Annotated in this window: 18 protein-coding genes; 11 read left to right on the top strand and 7 right to left on the bottom strand. The window is 64.6% G+C overall.

The features are described from left to right. Positions 1 to 33: 33 nt before the first annotated feature. Entirely contained in the window at positions 34 to 528 is a 495-nt protein-coding gene (locus AC2TC0_RS03495; RefSeq protein ID WP_484716090.1) for a vgr related protein, read from the bottom strand. After that, entirely contained in the window at positions 528 to 1,004 is a 477-nt protein-coding gene (locus AC2TC0_RS03490) for a copper chaperone PCu(A)C (RefSeq protein ID WP_484716089.1), read from the bottom strand. The genes AC2TC0_RS03495 and AC2TC0_RS03490 overlap by 1 nt, the downstream gene beginning before the upstream one ends. 157 nt (positions 1,005 to 1,161) lie before the next feature. Here AC2TC0_RS03490 and dnaK point away from each other — a divergent pair, with 157 nt between their 5' ends. From dnaK to AC2TC0_RS03475, 3 genes are all read left to right on the top strand, one after another. Next, positions 1,162 to 3,075, top strand: a complete 1,914-nt coding sequence (gene dnaK / locus AC2TC0_RS03485) for a molecular chaperone DnaK (RefSeq protein ID WP_484716088.1) — start codon at positions 1,162 to 1,164, stop codon at positions 3,073 to 3,075. A gap of 75 nt (positions 3,076 to 3,150) precedes the next feature. After that, the gene (dnaJ, locus tag AC2TC0_RS03480) at positions 3,151 to 4,275 is read left to right on the top strand and encodes a molecular chaperone DnaJ (protein WP_484716087.1); all 1,125 of its coding nucleotides are present in this window, start codon (positions 3,151 to 3,153) and stop codon (positions 4,273 to 4,275) included. A 64-nt stretch (positions 4,276 to 4,339) separates the two neighbouring features. Beyond that, positions 4,340 to 5,287 carry an MBL fold metallo-hydrolase gene (locus AC2TC0_RS03475; RefSeq protein ID WP_484716086.1) on the top strand — a complete coding sequence of 316 codons (948 nt, stop codon included), beginning with the start codon at positions 4,340 to 4,342 and terminating at the stop codon, positions 5,285 to 5,287. Positions 5,288 to 5,352: 65 nt separating this feature from the next. On the opposite strand, the gene AC2TC0_RS03470 is transcribed toward AC2TC0_RS03475, so the two are convergent. Together AC2TC0_RS03470 and AC2TC0_RS03465 are read right to left on the bottom strand one after the other, a co-directional pair. Beyond that, positions 5,353 to 7,653, bottom strand: coding sequence for a patatin-like protein (locus AC2TC0_RS03470; RefSeq protein ID WP_484716085.1), 2,301 nt, complete (start codon positions 7,651 to 7,653; stop codon positions 5,353 to 5,355). A gap of 92 nt (positions 7,654 to 7,745) precedes the next feature. Continuing rightward, complete coding sequence (locus AC2TC0_RS03465) at positions 7,746 to 8,432, bottom strand: PEPxxWA-CTERM sorting domain-containing protein (RefSeq protein ID WP_484716084.1); 687 nt, start codon at positions 8,430 to 8,432, stop codon at positions 7,746 to 7,748. 199 nt (positions 8,433 to 8,631) lie between these two features. Between AC2TC0_RS03465 and AC2TC0_RS03460 the strand changes: the two genes are divergently transcribed. From AC2TC0_RS03460 to AC2TC0_RS03450, 3 genes are read left to right on the top strand one after another with little or no spacing between them, the layout of a single operon-like run. Next, positions 8,632 to 9,354 (top strand): helix-turn-helix transcriptional regulator, encoded by a 723-nt coding sequence (locus AC2TC0_RS03460; RefSeq protein ID WP_484716083.1) that lies wholly within the window; start codon positions 8,632 to 8,634, stop codon positions 9,352 to 9,354. 21 nt (positions 9,355 to 9,375) lie between these two features. Beyond that, positions 9,376 to 11,544, top strand: coding sequence for a primosomal protein N' (locus AC2TC0_RS03455; protein ID WP_484716082.1), 2,169 nt, complete (start codon positions 9,376 to 9,378; stop codon positions 11,542 to 11,544). After that, positions 11,545 to 13,140, top strand: coding sequence for a tetratricopeptide repeat protein (locus AC2TC0_RS03450; protein WP_484716081.1), 1,596 nt, complete (start codon positions 11,545 to 11,547; stop codon positions 13,138 to 13,140). Here the strand turns inward: AC2TC0_RS03450 and AC2TC0_RS03445 are convergent. The 3 genes from AC2TC0_RS03445 to AC2TC0_RS03435 all read right to left on the bottom strand — a co-directional run bounded on the left by AC2TC0_RS03445 (position 13,137) and on the right by AC2TC0_RS03435 (position 15,153). Continuing rightward, positions 13,137 to 14,180, bottom strand: a complete 1,044-nt coding sequence (locus AC2TC0_RS03445) for a bifunctional transcriptional activator/DNA repair enzyme AdaA (RefSeq protein WP_484716080.1) — start codon at positions 14,178 to 14,180, stop codon at positions 13,137 to 13,139. The genes AC2TC0_RS03450 and AC2TC0_RS03445 overlap by 4 nt on opposite strands. Then, positions 14,177 to 14,644 (bottom strand): DUF1203 domain-containing protein, encoded by a 468-nt coding sequence (locus AC2TC0_RS03440; RefSeq protein WP_484716079.1) that lies wholly within the window; start codon positions 14,642 to 14,644, stop codon positions 14,177 to 14,179. Before AC2TC0_RS03440 ends, AC2TC0_RS03445 begins: the two co-directional genes overlap by 4 nt. Positions 14,645 to 14,841: 197 nt before the next feature. Beyond that, positions 14,842 to 15,153, bottom strand: coding sequence for a TFIIB-type zinc ribbon-containing protein (locus AC2TC0_RS03435; RefSeq protein ID WP_484716078.1), 312 nt, complete (start codon positions 15,151 to 15,153; stop codon positions 14,842 to 14,844). Between the two features lie 167 nt (positions 15,154 to 15,320). Here AC2TC0_RS03435 and AC2TC0_RS03430 point away from each other — a divergent pair, with 167 nt between their 5' ends. The 5 genes from AC2TC0_RS03430 (at position 15,321) to AC2TC0_RS03410 (ending at position 20,480) form a co-directional block, all read left to right on the top strand. Continuing rightward, positions 15,321 to 16,787 (top strand): S1C family serine protease, encoded by a 1,467-nt coding sequence (locus tag AC2TC0_RS03430; protein ID WP_484716077.1) that lies wholly within the window; start codon positions 15,321 to 15,323, stop codon positions 16,785 to 16,787. A 107-nt stretch (positions 16,788 to 16,894) separates the two neighbouring features. Continuing rightward, a complete protein-coding gene (locus tag AC2TC0_RS03425; RefSeq protein WP_484716076.1) occupies positions 16,895 to 17,293 on the top strand; it encodes a hypothetical protein in 399 nt (132 codons plus the stop codon). A 107-nt stretch (positions 17,294 to 17,400) separates the two neighbouring features. Further along, positions 17,401 to 17,988: a F0F1 ATP synthase subunit delta gene (locus AC2TC0_RS03420; protein WP_484716474.1), complete on the top strand. Its 588-nt coding sequence runs from the start codon at positions 17,401 to 17,403 to the stop codon at positions 17,986 to 17,988. A gap of 3 nt (positions 17,989 to 17,991) precedes the next feature. Continuing rightward, positions 17,992 to 19,521: a F0F1 ATP synthase subunit alpha gene (gene atpA / locus AC2TC0_RS03415; protein ID WP_484716075.1), complete on the top strand. Its 1,530-nt coding sequence runs from the start codon at positions 17,992 to 17,994 to the stop codon at positions 19,519 to 19,521. 86 nt (positions 19,522 to 19,607) lie between these two features. Further along, positions 19,608 to 20,480, top strand: coding sequence for a F0F1 ATP synthase subunit gamma (locus AC2TC0_RS03410; protein WP_484716074.1), 873 nt, complete (start codon positions 19,608 to 19,610; stop codon positions 20,478 to 20,480). Positions 20,481 to 20,589: the final 109 nt, after the last annotated feature.

The raw sequence follows: 20,589 nt of genomic DNA, 5'->3' as shown, positions 1-20,589 counted from the left end.
TGATACCAATTACGGCAAGCGCAGTGACGTGCGCTAGCTTTGCCCAAAGGCGGCGGGTAGCACAGCGCGATAGGCCTCCACCCCCGGCGCGCCCGCCACGGTGACGCCCTGCGTCAGCAGCCAATAGTGGCGCACAATTTCTGCCTGCTGTTCGAGCCCATAACGCGCCAGCGGCCAGCCGGGCTTCAGGCTGTAGCTGTAGTTTGCAAACGGGTGACGCATCAGCACCAGATACCAGCGGCCGCGCGTCTGCGCCTGCCACACATGCGTCATTTCATGCAGGAACAAGCCCTTGGCGCGGCGTACCGCGTCGCGGTCATCGCCCGGCGGGCAGGAAAAATCTTCGCAATAATTATCGCCGTCGGGGTGGAAGTGCAGATGCCCCATCGGCGCCATTACGATGCTGCGCGGCTGGAAAAAGGCCCATTTGCGCGTCCGGATGCGCACCGGTGCATAGTCGATGGCATCGCCGAAGACGCTGCGCGCCAGCGTGATTTCGCCAGGGGTGAGCGGCCGGTCGATGGGCATTAATGGCCCTTGTGCTCCTCGCCCGCCTTGGCGGCATCCTCTGGTTTCTTGATTTTCAGGTCAAAGACGATGCGGTCATTGTTCGAAAAGATGAACACCATCGGCAAACGCCCCGCGCGCACTGCCGCGCCGTTGATGCTCCAGATCATCAGATGGTTGGCCCCGGGTTTGAACTCCAGCTTGCCTTGCACCGGTACCGGCGCGCGCAGCAATTCCTTCATGCTGGTCATGCCGTCTTCCTTCACCGTCTGGTGCATCTCGACGCGCTGCGCGAGATCCGCAGTAACCGCGACCAGATCAACCGGCGCGCTGCCGCCTTCGACGGTGAAATAGCCCGCCGCCGGACGGTCGGGCGTTGCGGGCAGCACGATATGCCCGCTCACGACACGCAGGACCTGACGGCTTTCACCCTGTTCGTTGCAGGCCGCGAGGCTGGTCACGGCAAGTGCGAGGGCGGCAAGGCGAAGCATAGTCATGGCGGCGATGTCCTGTCCGGGGGTAAATCCAGTGCTTCAGATAGGGCGGCGCAGCCCTTGTGCCAAGCCAAAGCCCACCTATATCGCCCCCATCATGTGGGGAATGCGGCGTGCCGAAACCGGGCGCCGCGCAGATATTGCAAGGAAGAAAGACACGATGGCCAAAGTAATTGGTATCGACCTCGGCACCACCAACAGCTGCGTTGCCGTGATGGAAGGTGGCAAGCCCAAGGTGATTGAAAATGCCGAAGGCACCCGCACCACGCCCTCGATCGTCGCCTTTGCCAAGGATGGCGAGCGGCTGATCGGCCAGCCCGCCAAGCGGCAGGCGGTGACCAACCCCGAAAACACCATTTTTGCGGTGAAGCGCCTGATCGGCCGCCGCTTCGATGATCCCATGACCAAGAAGGACATGGAACTCGTCCCCTATAGCATTGCCAAGGGCGCCAATGGTGACGCGTGGGTCAAGGCGGGCGGTGAAGATTATTCGCCGTCGCAGATTTCGGCCTTCATTCTGCAAAAGATGAAGGAAACCGCCGAGAGCTATCTTGGTGAAACGGTGACGCAGGCCGTCATTACCGTGCCCGCTTACTTCAACGATGCGCAGCGCCAGGCAACCAAGGACGCGGGCAAGATTGCGGGTCTCGAAGTGCTGCGCATCATCAACGAGCCGACCGCGGCGGCGCTCGCCTATGGTCTCGACAAGACCGACAACAAGACCATCGCCGTTTATGACCTTGGCGGCGGCACGTTCGACATTTCGATCCTCGAGGTTGGCGACGGCGTGTTCGAGGTGAAGTCGACCAATGGCGACACCTTCCTTGGCGGTGAAGACTTTGACTCGAAGGTCGTCGAATTCCTGGCCGACGGGTTCAAGAAGGACGAAGGCATCGACCTGCGCGGCGACAAGCTTGCCCTGCAGCGGCTGAAGGAAGCCGCGGAAAAGGCCAAGATTGAGCTGTCATCGGCAGCGACGACCGAAATCAACCTGCCCTTCATCACCGCCGACGCGACGGGTCCGAAGCATCTGGTCAAGACGATCACCCGCGCTGACCTGGAAAAGCTGGTCGAAGATTTGGTCCAGCGCACGCTGGAGCCGTGCCGCAAGGCCATCAAGGACGCCGGCGTTTCGGCCAAGGATATTGACGAAGTGGTGCTGGTCGGCGGCATGACCCGCATGCCGCGCGTGCGCGACGTGGTGAAGGATTTCTTTGGCAAGGAACCGCACACCGGCGTGAACCCCGACGAAGTCGTCGCCATCGGCGCCGCCATTCAGGCGGGCGTGCTGCAGGGCGACGTCAAGGATGTGCTGCTGCTCGATGTGACCCCGCTCTCGTTGGGCATCGAAACGCTGGGCGGCGTTTTCACGCGCATGATCGACCGCAACACCACCATCCCGACGAAAAAGTCGCAGGTCTATTCGACCGCTGATGACAATCAGTCGGCAGTGACCATCCGCGTGTTTCAGGGCGAACGCGAGATGGCGGCGGACAACAAGCTGCTCGGCCAGTTTGATCTGGTCGGCATCCCGCCGGCGCCGCGCGGCGTGCCGCAGATCGAGGTGACGTTCGACATCGACGCCAACGGCATCGTTTCGGTCCACGCCAAGGACAAGGGCACGGGCAAGGAACAGCAGATCAAGATCCAGGCCTCGGGCGGATTGTCGGACGCCGACATCGAGGCGATGGTCAAGGACGCGGAAAAGTTCGCCGAAGAAGACAAGGCGCGCCGCGAGGCGGCCGAGGCGAAGAACAACGCCGAATCGCTGATCCACACCACCGAGCGGCAGCTGGCCGAACATGGCGACAAGGTTGACGCGAGCCTGAAGGCCGAAATCGAAGCTGCGCTAGGCGAAGCCAAGAGCGCGGTCGAGGCCGGCGATGCTGCAGCCATGAGCGAGAAGAGCCAGGCGCTGGCGCAGGTCGCAATGAAGCTGGGCCAAGCGATCTACGAAAAGGAACAGGCCGCCGCGGCATCGCCCACCGCCGACGATGGCAGTGCCGGGAAAGCCGGGGCCGACGAAGATGTCGTCGATGCCGAGTTTTCGGAAGTCGAGGACGACAAGAAGTAAGGCCCTTCTCCCTCTCCCCTTGATTGCGCCCAGTTGCGCTGTGCGGGGGGAGAGGGTCGGGGAGAGGGGTAGGCCATGTCACTCGACATCGATTATTACGAATTGCTCGAGGTTCAGCGCGGCGCCGACGATGCCACGCTGAAATCCTCGTACCGCAAGCTCGCCATGCAGTATCACCCCGATCGCAACCCGGGGGATAAGCAGGCCGAGGCGCGCTTCAAGGCGATCAACGAGGCCTATGACTGCCTGAAAGACCCGCAGAAACGCGCGGCCTATGACCGCTTTGGCAAGGCGGCGTTCCAGAATGGCGGCGGCCCCGGCGGCGGCGGTGGCGCCGATTTTGGCGACATTGGCGACATATTCGAATCGATCTTCGGCGGCGCTTTTGGCGGCGCGCAGCGTCAGCGCGGTCCGGCGCGCGGCGCGGACCTGCGCTATGACTTGGAAATCAGCCTCGAGGATGCCTTTGCCGGGGTGAACCGCGAAATCCAGATCGATGTCGCCGCGCGCTGCGACACATGCGATGGGTCCGGCGCGCGCAAGGGCACCGGCACGCGGCGCTGCTCCACCTGCGGCGGCGCGGGCAAAGTGCGCGCGCAGCAAGGCTTTTTCATGGTCGAGCGCACCTGCCCGACCTGCCAGGGCGCGGGCGAGATTATCGAAGACCCTTGCCCCGCGTGCGATGGCAACGGGCGGGTTGAAAAGCGCAAGACGCTGACGGTCAACATTCCTGCCGGCGTTGACGAAGGCACGCGCATCCGCCTGTCGGGCGAGGGCGAAGCGGGCGCGCGCGGCACCGCTTCCGGCGATCTCTATATCTTCCTGCATCTGGCGCGCCACCGCCTGTTCGAGCGCGAGGGCACCACATTGTTCACGCGCGCGCCGATCAGTTTCACCACCGCTGCGCTGGGCGGCGATATCGCCATTCCCGGCCTCGACGGCACGCGCCACGAAATCCGTATTCCGCCGGGTATCCAGTCGGGCAAGCAGCTGCGCCAGCGCGGGGCAGGCATGCCCGTGCTCAACGGCCGCGGTCACGGCGACCTGGTGATCCAGGTCGATGTCGAAACGCCCACCAAGCTGACCGCCGAGCAGCGCGAGCTGCTTGAAGCCTTTCGCAAAACCGAAACCGGCGAGGAATGCCCACAATCGCGCGGCTTTTTTGACCGGCTTAAAGGCATGTGGGAAGATTTGACCTGAAAAATTGAGGGTGCGCCATCGCGATGCTGTGCTAACCATGGTGAAAGCACAGGGGAGTCCAGCCATGCGTCCATTTTCTTTCGTCGTCGCCGCCCTGTTCGTGGCGGTCGGCCCCGCCGCCGCGCAGCAGGATTTTTCCAAGGTCGAGATCAAGACGCAAGCGCTGGCCCCCGGCATTGCGGTGCTGTTCGGCGCGGGCGGCAATATCGGCGTGTCGCATGGCCCCGACGGCACCGTGCTGATCGATGACCAGTTCGCGCCGCTGACCCCCAAGATTCAGGCTGCTGTCGCCGCGCTGGGCGCGAGCCCGGTGAAATATCTGATCAACACCCACTGGCACTTCGATCATACCGGCGGGAACGAGAATTTCGGCAAGGCAGGCGCGCTGATCCTGGCGCACGACCATGTTCGCGACCGGATGGCGAGCGAACAGAAGACGCGGTTCGGCATCACGCCGCCATCGCCCCCCGCGGCGCTGCCGGTCATCACCTATCATGACGGGATCAGCCTGCACCTTAATGGTGACCGCGTGCGCACGGTGCATCTGAAGCATGCGCACACCGACGGCGATTCGGTGGTGATTTGGGAAAAGGCCAATGTCATTCACATGGGCGACACGTTTTTCCATCAGGTCACGCTTCCTTTCATCGACCTCGACAGTGGCGGGTCGGCCAAAGGTTTGCTTGCTGGCATCGGCAAGGTGCTGATGATGATCGACGACAAGACTGTTGTCATTCCCGGCCACGGCCCGGTCGCGACCAAGGCTGACCTTACGGCCTATCGCGACATGCTGGCCAGCGTGATTGCGAGTGTCGAGGCCGCCAAGTCGGCAGGCAAAACGCTGGCCGAGGTGCAGGCGATGAAGCCGGCGGCGCGGTGGGACACCAACCCCAACGCCTTTATCAAGGGTGATGATTTTGTCGCGGCGATTTATGACAGCCTCGGTCGCCCCGAGCATGACCATGGCACCGGCAAGCCGCACGACCATGGACCGGGCGGGCATCAGCATTGATCCAACGGTAGCGCTGAGCCTGTCGACGTGCACGCCGCGGTCGTGCGCGGCGGCGATCGAAAGACTCAGGCCTGACGGTCTAAGCCCTCGATTTCTGAGCGCAGCTCTGCAACCAGTTTCGCTACCTGTGTCAGGCGTGGTTCTTCTTCGTCCAAAATCGCGCGAAAGGCATCGCGCTTGAGCATCGCGAGCGTCGCAGGGGCCAGCGCCATATCCTCTCCCAATGTCGAGGCGACAATGTCGACCAGCCGGTCAGCGCCGTGGAGCCGCCCCCACAGATAGTCATTTTCCCGGTAGGCGCGGCTGAAAAAGGCGCCGAAGCTGTTGAATTCGATGCCCTTCAGCACCTCGACCGCGCCGCCGGCGCGGATGGCATTGGCGTCGCTGGGAGAGATGCGGTCGATCTTGATGGGATCATATTCGTCGAGCCCCTCGCCCTGCAGCAGCGGCAATGTGGCAATGTCGTAGAAGGGATAGCCGAGGTAGGCGAACAGCATCGCCCGTCGCTCGTCTTTCGGCAACGCCGCAAGCGGTGCAGCCAACAGGGTATCAACCTCGCCATCGGTTTCGGCGAGCGCGCGCCGCGCCGCCACCGCATCGAGCCATGCCGCACTTTCAGCCGCTGGCAGGCCCGCGAACCAGGCGTCGCCTTCGCGCTCCAAAAACAGCGCCAGCGCCGCATAGATGGCGGTGCGTAGCGCCTCAGCCGCAGGATCGGGCTGGGCGCGCCGCGATTCGACGCGCGTATCGAGTTGCCGCGCTAGAAAGCGGAGACGGCGGATGCGAAAGCCGATGTCATGCTGACGGAAAAAATCGATCACCGGCGCGCTTGCCCCCGCGCCGCGCTTGCCGCCGATACGGTCGATCCCGCGCGCGCGCACCGCCGCCCACAGCGCGGCGCGCAGCGCGGCAGCATCCTGGGCCGGAGCGAGCCGCGCCGCCAGCGCGGCCAGGTCCTCCACCACCACCGACAGCTTGAGGTGGCCATAGGGAGCATAGGCATAGCCCGCGCGCGTTGCCGCTTCCTCCTGCGCGCGCGCGCGCCACTTGGCGAGCCGCGCGGGAGTTGGCGTATCGATGAAGAAGCTGCTGCCAAACAACCCCTCAACCTGTTCCTCGACCTCGACGCGCATGCCGTCGCTGACATGCTGCATACGGCGGATCCGCATCGACAGCCCTGCGAGCGCTTCGACATTGTCACCGATCGGCTGTTCGCGGGGAATTTCGCTAAGGGCGCCCAATATGACGCTGAGCCAACCCGGCGGGTCGGTGCTGCCTGGCGAGGGTCTGCCCAGGCTGACCGCCCGGTGGTCGGGCTTGGGGTCAATATAGACGAAGCGCCGGTCCACCTCGCGCCGCGCCGGGCGTTGCTTGAGCGCGGCGATGGCCGGCCGGAAGGGTGCGTTCGCCAGCACCGACCCGTCGATATAGCAGCGTGTAGCCGGATCCTCGTCACACGGGGGCAGCTGCGCCGCGATAAAGGCCTCGCGCGTCGGCCACGCCATGCCGCGGTGGCGCAGCACGGCATCCGCCTCGGCCAGGGTGAAGGGCGGGAAAGCCCCGGGGAAGCTGGCGGTTGCGCGCGCCGCGGCGGCGAGCGCTGGCGTATCGCCAAGATCGCTCCCAGCCGCACCATCTTTGCGAAAGGCGAGCGTCAACCGATGTTCACGTTCTTCCACCATAGCTGGTGAATTGAGAGCCAGCGGGCGGTGATACCCCGCAAAGTCCGTAACAGTGACAAAGAGGTCAAAAGGCTGCGCCGCCGGCACCAGCACCGAACCGACCGGTCCAGCAGCCATTGCCGAAAAGGCGTCGTGGAGCAGGTGAGAAAAAGTTTGGCCGCCAAAGGGGGCGGCGAACCAGCGCGCGCGCACCAGCTGTGATACTTTCATCCGTACCTCGTCCTGCGCCTCGCGCGCGACGGTGCGGTCGATAGCGTTGCCGCGCCGCTTCATCGCCATCCACACCAGCGGCGCGGCCCAGAATTTGGTGGCGCGCGACAGCGGACGCGCGTCAGGGTCGATCAATGCATCAAGGTCGGCGCGCGTCAGCCACATATCGGTCAAGGGGTCGAGCGACTGGCCAGTGGTAAGCGCGCGCGCCAGAAAAATCCCGTTGATCCCGCCTGCGCTGGCACCGGCGACAATGTCAGCGAAAACGCGCAACCGCACGCCGCGCGCGCGCCCGATTTCTTCGAGCAAGCGCTGATAGACGCCTGCGCTGCCCGTCAGCGCCGAACCGCCATCCTGCGCGCGGCGCGATGCAGCAGCGAGTCGCCACACCTCTTTGGTGATGCCATGCATATAGACGGCCAGGCTGATGCCGCCGTAACAAATAAGGGCAAGGCGGAGTTCCTTTTCGCGCACGCGCGAACGCTATGCCCCGCGCCGCCTGTTGGCAAGGCGGGCGCGGGGCGCGGGCGGCCGGGTCGCAAGCGGCCGCCGCAAGGTTTGACAAGTCAGGCGACGGCGTAGCGGACTGTTGCAGCTTTGCGCTGGCGCAGCGCACCGCCAATCAAGCCAAAGCCCATAATCATCATGGCCCAGGTCGCGGGTTCGGGGATCGCTCCGGCGACATCGCGAAGCTGATAGCTGAAGCTGGCACGGTCAACTGTATAGGGCGCACCAAGTTTGTCGATGGTCTGCGTCAGCTTGATGCCGTCAAAGGTGAAGGGGCCGCCAGGAATCTGGCCGTTGATCGCGCTCAGGCAATTGCCGCATGCGCCGCCCTGCGTATCCGACGACAATCCCGTCGGCCCCATGCTGTAGGAGTAAATGCTGCTTCCCGAGACCGTGGTTTCGGGTCCCGTCGCCGTGATCAGCGGATCAACACCATCGGCACGGAAGAAATTGATCGCAAACAATTGTTCCATTGATCCGGGCACGGTAAAAGCGCCTGCCAGTGTCAAGGTGAGCTCGATTGTATCGCCTTCCTCGACGGTGAATTCGTCGAACGGATCAAACACCAGATTGCCAACGTTAAAGACGCTGGTCCCGATGGTAAAGGTGCCGGTCGTCGCATTCACCGGATTGGCGGTCGCAGTGATGATGTGGACGGTGGCCGCCGCCGGCGCGGCTTGCAATGCGGCAATACCAGCCAGCGCAAACAGCGCACTACGGAAAATTTGGGGAGTGGCGAAGGTCATGAACGCTCCTGTTGCTTGTCGGTTGTCGCATCGGCGGGACGGCCTGAATTCACGTTTTGGTTACCATCCCTCGCCTGCGCCCGCGCCTCTCGAATCCGACAGGTTTGCATTGGCGTCCGAACACGGGACAATGTCAGGCACCCCCTTGCGGCCGGTACGAAAGATGCGGATAACCGTGGCTCCGTCAGGGGGCCGAACGATGCTGCAGACGATTCTCCCGCTTACCGAGGCCGCGCTTGCTGCGCCAAATTTGGGCAAGGCCGCCGACCAATTTCACGCTGCGCTGCGACCGCATGACGTCACCTATTTGCAGGCGCGCGCTTATCATCGGCCCTTTGGCCCGCTGACGTCGCAGCGGCATTGGCAGGCAGGCGGCTTTGTCGCGCGCCATGCCAAATCGGGCTGGGAGGGCAGCGCTGCCTTCAACTATATCTGCTTCGAGAAAAACCCGCTGGTCGATGCCATCGCCCAATCATTGACGCGCTATCGCTTTTCCGATTTCGCGCCGCACGGCGCGCGCAGCAACACCAGCTATTGGGAAGCGCTCGCCGAAGCCGATATGGCCGAGGCACTGTGCGCTACCGCCTATGGCAGCGGACGGCGCATCACATCCTTTCACATCGGGTTCGACCGCAAGGAATTTGCACCGGGCGAGGCCGAAGCGATCCAAATCGCCGCGCTAATGATTGCGGAAGCCTTTTTGCCGACCGTCGGCGCCGCGCAAGACGCCGGCCCCGCCCTTACTCGGCGCGAACGCGACGTCATGGCCTATGTTGCAGAGGGCAAGACCGATTGGGAAATCGGCGTGATCCTATCGCTATCCGAAACCACCGCACGCTTCCATGTTGACAATGCACGGCGCAAGCTGGGTGCGGTCAACCGTGCGCACGCCGTCGCGCGCTATCTGGCGCTGCGTAGCTGAACGTGCCTATAGCGGGCGGCCATGGCCCGCGCCCGCACCCTCCTCCTCACCGCTGCATTGGGTCCGCTCGATTACCGGGTGCCGCAAGGGGAGGTCGTCGCGCTGGGCAGCGTCGTCATCGCCCCGCTGGGTCCGCGCCGCCTTGGCGGGGTAATCTGGGAGGACGAAGCCTTTGGCGCGCCCGAGCCCGTTGGCGACAACCGGCTGCGCAATCTGCTCGAGGTGGTCGATGTGCCGCCACTCGCGGCACCGCTCCGCCGCCTGATCGAATGGGTCAGCAGCTATTACATGGCCCCGCCCGGCGCGGTGCTGCGCATGGTGCTGCCCGGCGTCGCCTTTGCCGACGCGCGCCGCCCGATTATCGAATATCGGCTGACCGGCGTAGTTCCAACGCGGCTAACCGCGCAGCGCCAGGTCGCGCTTGACGCGCTGGCGGGCGAACAGGGGACGGTCCGCGAGCTGGCCGCCAAGGCAGGGGTGAGCGAAGCCGTTATTCGGGGGTTGGTCGAAGTCGGCGCGGCGGAGGCGGTCGCGATCAGCAGCGACACCCCTTACCCTGCGCCCGATCCCGATTTCGCCCCGCCTGCACTATCGGCAGAGCAGGCAGAAGCCGCCGCCTCGCTCGCCGCTGCTGTTGCCGCGCGGTCCTTTGACCCGGTGCTGCTCGACGGGGTCACCGGATCGGGCAAGACCGAGGTTTACATGGAGGCGGTGGCGGCGGCCATCCGCGACGGTCGACAGGCGCTGGTGCTGCTGCCCGAGATCGCGCTGACCGAGCCGATGCTGACGCGCTTTACCGCGCGCTTCGGCGTTGAACCGGTGGCATGGCATTCGGGCCTCAAGTCGAGCGAACGCCGCCGCGCATGGCATGCGATTGCGCGCGGCGATGCCACTATCGTGGTGGGTGCGCGCTCGGCGCTGTTCCTGCCCTATACCCAGCTAGGCGTCATCATTGTCGACGAAGCGCATGAGGCGAGCTTCAAGCAGGAGGACGGCGTCCATTATCACGCGCGCGACGTCGCGGTGATGCGGGCCCAGATCGAGGGAATTCCGGTGATTCTGGCGAGCGCCACGCCGGCGCTGGAGAGTTTGGCGCAGGTCGAGGCGGGACGCTATCGGCGGCTCGCCCTGCCCGCGCGCTTTGGCGGGGCCAGCCTGCCCGCCATTGCCGCGCTCAACCTGCTGGATAATCCGCCCGACCGCGGCACCTGGCTCGCGCCACCGCTGGTCGCCGCGCTCGCCGACCGGCTGGCGAAGGGCGAACAGTCACTGCTGTTTCTCAACCGGCGCGGCTTTGCACCGTTGACCCTGTGCCGCACTTGCGGCCACCGCATCCAGTGCCCCAACTGCACATCGTGGATGGTCGAGCACCGGCTGGTTCGCCGTCTCGCCTGTCACCATTGCGGCCATGTCATGCCGCCGCCGGCCCAATGCCCCGAATGCGGCGACGAGGATGCGCTGGTCGCCTGCGGCCCCGGCGTCGAACGCGTGGCGGATGAGGTAAAGCTGCGCTTTCCCGAGGCGCGCACGGCCATCGTCACGTCCGATACGCTGTGGTCGCCCGCGCGCGCAGCGGAGTTTGTGGACAATGTTGAGGCAGGCCTGATCGACATCATCATCGGCACGCAGCTGGTCACCAAAGGCTATCACTTCCCCAATCTGACGCTGGTCGGCGTGGTCGATGCCGATCTTGGCCTCGACGGCGGCGATTTGCGCGCCGCCGAGCGGACGTTCCAGCAGGTGCAGCAGGTCGCAGGGCGCGCGGGGCGCGGGGTCAAGCCCGGCGCGGTGCTGGTGCAGACGCGCATGCCAACCGCGCCGGTCATCGCCGCGCTGGTCGCGAATGACCGCGACGGATTTTACGCCGCCGAAGCCGCGGCGCGCAAAAATGCCGGTTCGCCCCCCTATGGCAGGCTCGCCGCGATAATCATTTCGAGCGAGGATGCCGAAGTCGCGCGCCGCACCGCCGACCAGCTCGCCGCCGCCGCGCCGCGCGGCGTGGGCGCGGATATCTATGGACCCGCCCCCGCGCCGCTGGCGATGCTGCGCGGCCGCCACCGTTTCCGCCTGCTCGCCCACGCACCGCGCAGCTTTGCGCTGCAAGAAATGATTGCGGAGTGGACCGCGCGGATCGACTGGCCCGCCAAGGTGCGGCTGACAATTGATATTGATCCCTATAGCTTTCTGTAATTGCTTTACTTTTTATATACGCACGGCAGTGTGGCAGGACTTGTCGATTCGCCGGAGAATGGATTGATGCTGCGCCCGTTGCTTTGTTTCATATTGCTGTCATCGGGTGCCTTTGCGCCCGCACACGCAGAGTGGCGCGAGGTGGAGACAGCACATTTCCGCATCTTTGGCGAGGCCAACGAGAAAGAGCTGGTGCGCTATGCTGAGCGATTGGAAGGCGTCCATTATCTGATGAAAATCGCCACGGGTCTGCGCGACGATCGGCAGGTGGTGAAAGTGCGTGTTTTTTACGTGGCGGATCAGGACACGCTGCATCGCGTGATGGGCGCGCCGGCCGGATCATCGATCGCGGGCGTTTACAAACCAGGTATCGAAGGGCCGGTCGCTATCGTGCCGCGCGAAACCGGCGGCGGCAGTGACTTTTCGTCTCAAGTCGTGCTGTTCCACGAATATGGTCATCATTTTATGCTGCAGTATCAAGCAGTCGCCTATCCGCCCTGGTATGTCGAAGGATGGGCCGAGCTGGTGTCGACAGCCTCGTTTGAGCGCAAGGGCGCGATCACTTTTGGCAAGGCCGCGAACCACCGCCAGTGGGAAATCCGCGAAACCGACTGGATTCCGCTCGAAGAATTGATGGCGCGCCCCGCCAAGGGCAAGAAATCGGCACGCAGCAGCGAAAATTTTTATGGCCAGTCATGGCTGCTGACCCACTATCTAACATTGTCGGATAAACGGCCGGGTCAATTGCGCGCCTATCTGGTCGCGCTCAACAGCGGCAAGAGCGACGAGGAGGCCTTTGCTGCCTTTGGCGACATGAAACAGCTCGAGCGCGAATTTCGTGCGTATGGCCGCGCCGGCAACTTTGCCTATAAAGCACCACCGTTGCCGCCCGAAGTGTTGAAGGTCGAGCGCACTCGTGTGCTGCGTCCCGGCGAGGGCGCGGTGGTCGAAAAAATGCTGCGCCAACGTTTTCACCTCGACGATGAAGAGCGGGCGAAGCTGATCGCCGATGTCGAGGCGCTGCGCCCAAGCTTTCCCGGCGAGGTCGAGATCGATCTGTTACTCGCGGCGCTGCACGAGGAAGCCGAGGATTGGACGGCAATGGCCGCAGCGGCGAAGCGCGCCCGGGCCAGCGACCCGACGAGCGCGCGGGCGATGGCGATGTTCGGTGTGGCCGAGCTGCAGCGGCTCGACGCCGCGCGCGTCACGGACCCAGATGCTTACGCCCGTGCCCGCGCGCCGCTGGCCGAAGCGGTTACCGCCGCGCCCGACGACCCCTTTGTCCTCGCCAATTTCTATTACAGTTATGGCATGGCAGGCGAGCGCGCCGACGAGGCGGCGCGGCTGATGCTGGTCAAGGCCAGCGACCTTGCCCCGCAAGATCAGGGACTGCGCATCAACGCTGCCCAGGTGCTAATCGCGCGGGGCGATTTGCGCGGAGCGCTGCGCCGCCTGCTCCCTGTCGCCAATGGCCCGCACGAATCGGGGGCGCGGCGACGGGCGCAGGACTTGGTGGCATGGGTCAGCGAAGGCGCGACCGGCGACCCGCCGCCGATATTAGCCGACGTCCCAGCACTAACAGAAACCGACGACTAAAGCAGTCGCGCCCCGCCTGCCCCTTCTCGCCGCAGCAGCTCGGCTTTGATATCCGGGCCCCAGGCATAGCCGCCCACGCCGCCGCCCTTGGGCACGACGCGGTGACAGGGGATGAGTACTGCCACCTGGTTGGCGCCGTTCGCCGTGCCTGCGGCGCGCACCGCCGCGGGTTTGCCGATGGCGGCGGCGATGTCAGCGTAGCTGCGCGTTTCGCCGGGCGGAATCCGTCGCAATTCGCGCCACACCGCCTCCTGAAATGCCGTGCCCTGCACATCGAGCGGGATATGGCTGTTGGCGCGCGCGGGGCTTTCGACCGCCGCAACCACATCGGTGAGCAAGGCCGCGAATTCGGCAGCTCCTTCGACCAAAGTGGCATTTGGAAACTGCACCGCCAGATCACCACCGGTCAGCCCAAAGGCAAGGCGGCATACCCCTTGGTCGGTCGCCGCAACCAGCATGTTGCCCAGCGTCGTCGGCACCACCGCCCAGTGGATGGTCACCCCGCGCCCGCCGTCTTTCCAAACCGACGCTGTCATCCCGAGGCGCCCAGCCTGTTCATCATAAAAGCGCGACGGCGCCGAATAGCCTGCATCATATATTGCATCGGTGACCCGATCCGCACCGGCCAGCGCCTGCCGCGCCCGTTCGGCCCGCAAGGCACGGGCATAGGCGGCCGGGGACAGGCCGGTGGCGCGGGCGAAGACGCGCTGGAAATGGGTCGCGGAATAGCCGGTGCGCCGCGCCAGGTCGGCGAGCGCCAGCGGCTCTTCGCTGTCCTTGATTGCTGCGATGGCGGCGAGCACCGCGCCTCCGTCGCGCGCAACATCATCCGGCAGACAGCGCTTGCAAGGGCGCAGCCCCGCCCCGCGCGCCGCCGCACCATCAGCAAAAAAGCGCACATTGCCACGCGCCGGATGCCGTGCGGCGCAGCTGGGGCGACAGTATATCCCCGTGGTCAGCACACCGGTGACAAAGCGCCCATCGAGCGCCCGGTCGCGGCGCAACACCGCCGCCCAGCGATCATCATCGGAGATGGTCATGCCAGCCGCTCCACCTTGGCCGCAAAGCACCCGTGCGCGGCGTTGTGCGCATGGATATAGGCGATGGCAGGGTTGGCGAACAGGTCCAGGATCTTGTCCTCGGCCTCTCCGGGCAGCGCCAGCCGCGCGTCGCGCAGCGTGCCGCCCGCATCGAACCCGCGCAGCCCCAGCGGCCGGCCAGCGAATACCGGCGGCAATTCGCCGACATGGTCCGCCTGTGCCGCGCCTTCGCGCACATAAATGGCATAGGCGCTGCGATACGGGGTCGCGACATCGTGGCTGACGTGGTGGAGCAAAATCAGGTCTTCGCCGGCACGGGCATCAGCAAGGCTGACGCGGCAGGGAAAGCCCCTGTCGGCGGATGCGGTGACACGGCGCGCGCCCCGCGCGGCCAGTTCCGCGTCGGACAAAGCGAACAAGGGGGCAAAGGGCACGGGGTCGAGCCCAGCGATGCGATAAGTCATGGCGGCGTCTCCTGTTGGGGTGATGCCGCTTTCTAGCCCGCGCGTGCGCCCGCGCCGTCCCGCACCTTGCGGTCAAACCTCGATTGCCTCCCAATCGTCATCCCGGACTTGATCCGGGATAACGAGCAACAGGGGCGTGTTATCCCGGATCAAGTCCGGGATGACGAAACATTGGCTATTTTTCTACGATTCCCCCCTCAGTCAAAAATATCGTGCAGCCAATGCTTCTTCTTATACGGCTTGCCATAACCATAGCCCTGCTGCGGATAGCCCGGCGAGGGCGGGGCATAGCCGTGCGGCTGTTGCGGCGGGGGCGGCGGAGCGGCGCGCGGACGGCGATCGTCATCATCGTCGCGGCTGGACCGCTCGATGATCTTGTCGAGCTCACCGCGATCGAGCCACACCCCGCGGCAGGTGGGGCAATAGTCGATCTCGATCCCCTGACGCTCGGCCATGATCAACGTCGTGCCGTCGATGGGACAGGCCATGGGGCCATTATGGTTGGGCATTGGTCGCTCCTGACAATTGGGTTTCCGGTTTAACGAATGACCGGGCGGCGGCGTTCCCGATGGTCCGCAACGCGTGCAAGAAATCGCTTTCCTAGGCGGTCATGGCCGCATAGCGAGGGTGCATGTTGCGTTTCATTGCCCTGATTTGCGCCCTTGTTGGATTCGCGGTGCCAACACTCGCCGCCGATGATGTCGGCGCAGCGGCGCGCGGGGTTGTGCGCGTTGTCACCGTCGCGATGGTCGATGGCGAGGTTGTCGGTTTCGGCCATGGCAGCGGGGTTGCGGTGTCGCCGACGCGCATTGTCACCAACGCGCATGTGGTTGATTCGGCGGTGCGTTACCCGTCCAATGTCGCTGTCGGTGTGGTGCCGTCCGAAGGGCAGAAAAGCTATGCCGCGCGGCTGGTGGCGGTCGATGCGCGGCGCGATCTGGCGCTGATCGAGCTGACCGAAGGGCGGCTTCCGCCTGCGACCATTTACACCGGGCCGGTGACGGCGGGGCTGGACGTGGTGGCGCTGGGCTATCCCGGCAATGTCGACCTCGCCAGCGCGCGCACCGCGCAGGATTATATCATCCCGCGCGCGCCGGTCCGGTCCGAAGGCGATGTATCGGCGCTGCAGGCCGTTCAAGGCGTCGCGACGCTGCTCCACACCGCCAATATTGCACGCGGCAATTCGGGCGGGCCACTGGTCGATGGATGCGGGCGGGTGCTGGGCATCAACAGTTTTCTGACCCGCGCCGACGAGGGCGATGCAGGGTTCGCCTTTGCGGTGAGCGCACGCGAGCTGACCGCGTTTCTGGCCGATTCGCGGCAAGCCTATAGTGGCGTCGGCACGCCCTGCATCAGCCTGGCCGAGGCCGAAGCGCGCGACCGCGCGGCGGCAGAAGCCGAGGCGAAAGCCGCCAGCGCCGCCAACGCCGACCGCGAAGCCGCGAGCGCACAAGAACTGAAGCAGCAGGAGCGCGCCGCGACCGAGGCGGCCTTAACAGCGCGCGAGAACCGGCTGGCGCTGGCGGGCCTTGCGCTGGTGCTGGCGGCGATGGCGGGCGGCGCGGGCTGGGTGTGGCGGCGCGAGGGCGACGGCAAAGCGGGGGCCGGGATGGGCGCCGGCGCGTTGCTGGCACTGGGTGCGGTCGCGCTGTTCGTAACCCGGCCTTCGCTGGTCGAAGCGACGCCGGAGGCAGGGGCCCCTGCCGAAACCGGCCCCGAACTGGTCACCGCCGCGCCAGTGGGCAAGCGCGTCTGCACCCTGCGTCCCGAACGCAGCCGGATTACGGTGTCGAAGGCCGATGATGTCGAACTGGCGCTGTCCGCGACTGGCTGCGCGGCAGGCGCGCAATTCATTCCCGGTGCTGACGGCGGCTGGACGCGCGCGACGGTGGCAAGCGATGCGGGGGCGGCGAGCATCGCCACGCTGTCGGCCGACGGCGCGACTTACCGCGTCGAACGCTGGCTGCCCGACGCCGCAACGCTGGCCAAGCTGCGCGAATTGCAGCGCGGCGGCGCGGCGAGCTGCACCAGCGACCCAGCGGCACTCGAGCAATTGGGCGCGACCCAGGCCGCCATCCGCGCCGCGCTGAACGAGGCGCCGAATGAGCGGCTGGTCTATGGGTGCACGGGGGCGGAAGAGTGAGACCTTCGATAATCACTGCGCTTTTCTGTTTAGCTGGGCTGTCAGGCTGCACCGCTGAGGAGTCACAGAAAATTGCCACCACTGCCGACCGCGCAGCCATTCAAAGCTTGGCGACCGCCGCGTGCGAATGCGCGCTCACGCTTTCGAACAAGGATTGTTGGACAAATTACGAAGTTGCTGTCCGGCCGTTTCGACAGAAATCGGACGGTGAAGGCTACGGTATGGCAACAGCTTGCGCGCCGGTTTCTACTGAGTTTGACTGCTTCAAGGATGCTGAAGGCAAGTTTTGCATCGTAACGGGCTATCATGTGAACGGCGTAAAGTTGCCCAATTCGCAATTGTGCAAACAGGAAGAAGCGCAAGCGATTGAAGACGGATACAATGCGGGATTGGACTTGCCCAACGAGACGCAGGCCGATGCCGAAAAGCTAGCGAAGGAAGCCTTGGCTGCCGTACGCGCCGGCAAGTCGCGTCCAACCACGTCTTCGGGTCAGGGCTGCGTCTAACCGCCACCTTGCAATGCAGCATAATCATTGCTAGGCGCGCCGCGACCTTGCCGCTGGGGTGCTTTTTGCGCCTCCCTTTGCGGCAACCCCAATCCCCCCTCGGGATCATTGATCAAGGACGTTCGCGCGTGGATAATTCCAGCGGCAATCAGGCCAATATCACGGCAGGGCTGGCCGGTCGTTATGCGTCGGCGCTGTTCGATCTGGCGCGCGATGGCGGCAGCATCGAGACGGTCGAATCGAGCCTCTCTGCGCTCAGCGCCGCGCTGGCCGAATCGGCTGACCTTGCCGCGCTGGTTTCGAGCCCGCTGATCAGCCGCGCCAATGGCGCCAAGGCGATTGCCGCCGTTGCCAAATCCATGGGCCTCGACGACCTCACCACCCGTTTCCTCGGCGTGCTCGCCGACAACCGCCGCCTGGCCGATCTGCCCGCGATGATTCGGGCATTTGGCATGATCGTGGCAGCGCATCGCGGCGAAGTGACCGCCGAGGTCACCACCGCGCACCCGCTGGACGATGACCAGCTTGTCGCACTCAAGCAGCAACTGCGCAGCCGTGTTGGCCGCGATGTTGCCGTTATTGCAAAAGTCGAACCCGCCATCCTTGGCGGGCTGGTGGTCAAGCTGGGCAGCCAGCTGATCGACGCCAGCATCCGCACCCGTCTCAACACCCTCGCGCAAGCGATGAAAGGCTAAGTCATGGAAATCCGCGCCGCTGAAATCAGCAAGGTCATCAAAGACCAGATCGCCAATTTTGGCACCGATGCCCAGGTGTCGGAAATCGGCCAGGTTCTCTCGGTCGGCGACGGCATCGCCCGCGTCCACGGCCTCGACAATGTTCAGGCCGGTGAAATGGTCGAATTCGCCAATGGCGTGCAGGGCATGGCGCTGAACCTGGAAGCCGACAACGTCGGTATCGTGATTTTCGGCAGCGACGCCGAGATCAAGGAAGGCGACACCGTCAAGCGCACCGGCACCATCGTTGACGTGCCCGTGGGCAAGGGCCTGCTGGGCCGCGTGGTCGACGGCCTTGGCAACCCCATTGACGGCAAGGGTCCGATTGTCGCCGAGAAGCGCATGCGCGTCGAAGTCAAAGCCCCCGGCATCATCCCGCGCAAATCGGTGCACGAACCGGTGCAAACGGGCCTGAAGGCGCTCGACGCGCTCGTCCCCGTGGGCCGCGGCCAGCGCGAGTTGATCATCGGTGACCGCCAGACCGGCAAGACCGCTGTGGCGATCGACACCTTCATCAACCAGCGCGAAGCCAATAAGGGCAACGACGAATCGAAGAAGCTGTATTGCATCTATGTCGCCGTCGGCCAGAAGCGCTCGACCGTGGCGCAGATCGTCCGTCAGCTCGAAGAAAATGGCGCGATGGAATATTCGATCGTCGTCGCCGCGACGGCGTCGGAGCCTGCACCGCTGCAGTTCCTGGCGCCGTACACCGGCTGCACAATGGGCGAATATTTCCGCGACAATGGCATGCACGCCGTGATCGTTTATGACGATTTGTCGAAGCAGGCGGTCGCCTATCGCCAGATGTCGCTGCTGCTGCGCCGCCCGCCGGGCCGCGAAGCCTATCCCGGCGACGTTTTCTATCTGCACAGCCGCTTGCTCGAGCGCGCGGCGAAGATGAACGACGCCAATGGCAATGGTTCGCTGACCGCGCTGCCGATCATCGAAACGCAGGCGGGCGACGTGTCGGCCTATATTCCGACCAACGTGATTTCGATCACCGACGGCCAGATCTTCCTGGAAACAAACCTCTTCTACCAGGGCATCCGTCCCGCGATTAACGTCGGTCTTTCGGTGTCGCGCGTGGGTTCGGCGGCGCAGACCAAGGCGATGAAGAAGGTGTCGGGCTCGATCAAATTGGAGCTCGCCCAGTATCGCGAAATGGAAGCCTTTGCGCAGTTCGGGTCGGACCTTGATGCCTCGACGCAGAAGCTGCTCAACCGCGGTGCGCGCTTGACCCAGCTTTTGAAGCAGGCGCAGTTCCAGCCGATGCCGTTCGAAGAACAGACCGCTTCGATCTTCGCGGGCACCAACGGCTATCTCGACGCCGTGCCGGTGGCCGACGTGACGCGCTATGAACAGGCGATGCTCGCCTATCTGCGCAGCGACCATGCCGGCGTCCTGAAGGAAATCCGCGACACGCGCGATTTGACCGACACGGCCAAGGCCGGGCTGGTGGATGCGCTGACCGCCTTCGCGAAGATTTTTGCTTAAATTGCCTGTTCCCCGGCGTAAGCCGGGGTCCAGAGCGTCCATTCTCACTGGACCCCGGCCTTCGCCGGGGAACATGAAAGAAACAAATGGCTAGCCTTAAGGAACTTAAAGGGCGGATCGCCTCGGTCAAATCGACCCAGAAGATCACCAAGGCCAAAAAAATGGTCGCCGCCGCCAAGCTGCGCAAGGCGCAGGCCGCCGCCGAAGCCGCGCGCCCTTATGCGGCGCGGCTGGAAGCCGTGGTGGCCAGCCTGGCGGCCAAGGTCAGCGGCGACAGCGCGCCCAAGCTGCTGGCGGGCACCGGCAAGTCGGAAACGCATATGCTGGTGGTGATGAACAGCGACCGCGGCCTTGCGGGTGCGTTCAACAGCAACATCGTCAAAGCCGCCCGCGACAAAGCACTGGAACTGCAGGCGGCGGGCAAAACCGTCCGCTTCCTCCTTGTCGGCCGCAAGGGCCGCCCGGTCATCGCGCGCCTGTTTCCCGGCCAGATTGCCGAGCATTTCGAAACGACCGGCATCCGCAACATCGGCTTTGTAGAGGCGCGCGCCATCGCCGACCAGCTGATGGGCATGTTTGAAGCGGGCGCGTTCGACGTCGCGCACCTGTTTTTCAGCAAATTCCGCTCTGCCCTGGTGCAGGAAGCCACGGGGCAGCAGATCATCCCCGTCGCGCCGCCCGCCGACGCGCCCGCCGCATCGGGTGCTGCCGTCGAATATGAGCCGGGCGAAGAAGAAATTTTGGCTGACCTGTTGCCGCGCAACATCGCCATCCAGATTTTCAAGGGCCTGCTGGAAAATGCGGCATCCGAACAGGGCGCGTCGATGACCGCGATGGACAATGCCACGCGCAACGCCGGCGACCTGATCAGCAAGCTGACCATTGTTTACAACCGCCAGCGTCAGGCGGCGATTACAACGGAACTCATTGAAATTATTGCAGGGGCCGAGGCCCTCTAATCCACACTGTTCCCCGGCGAAAGCCGGGGTCCAGTCCAACCCCAGTCTGGACCCCGGCTTTCGCCGGGGCACGAAAAGGCAAGAAGGTAAGATATCATGGCCACCGCCA

This window comes from Sphingopyxis sp. sgz302558, assembly GCF_057220455.1.
The sequence above is the reverse complement of the archived record's forward strand: the minus strand, read 5'-3'. Positions and strand labels throughout refer to the sequence as shown.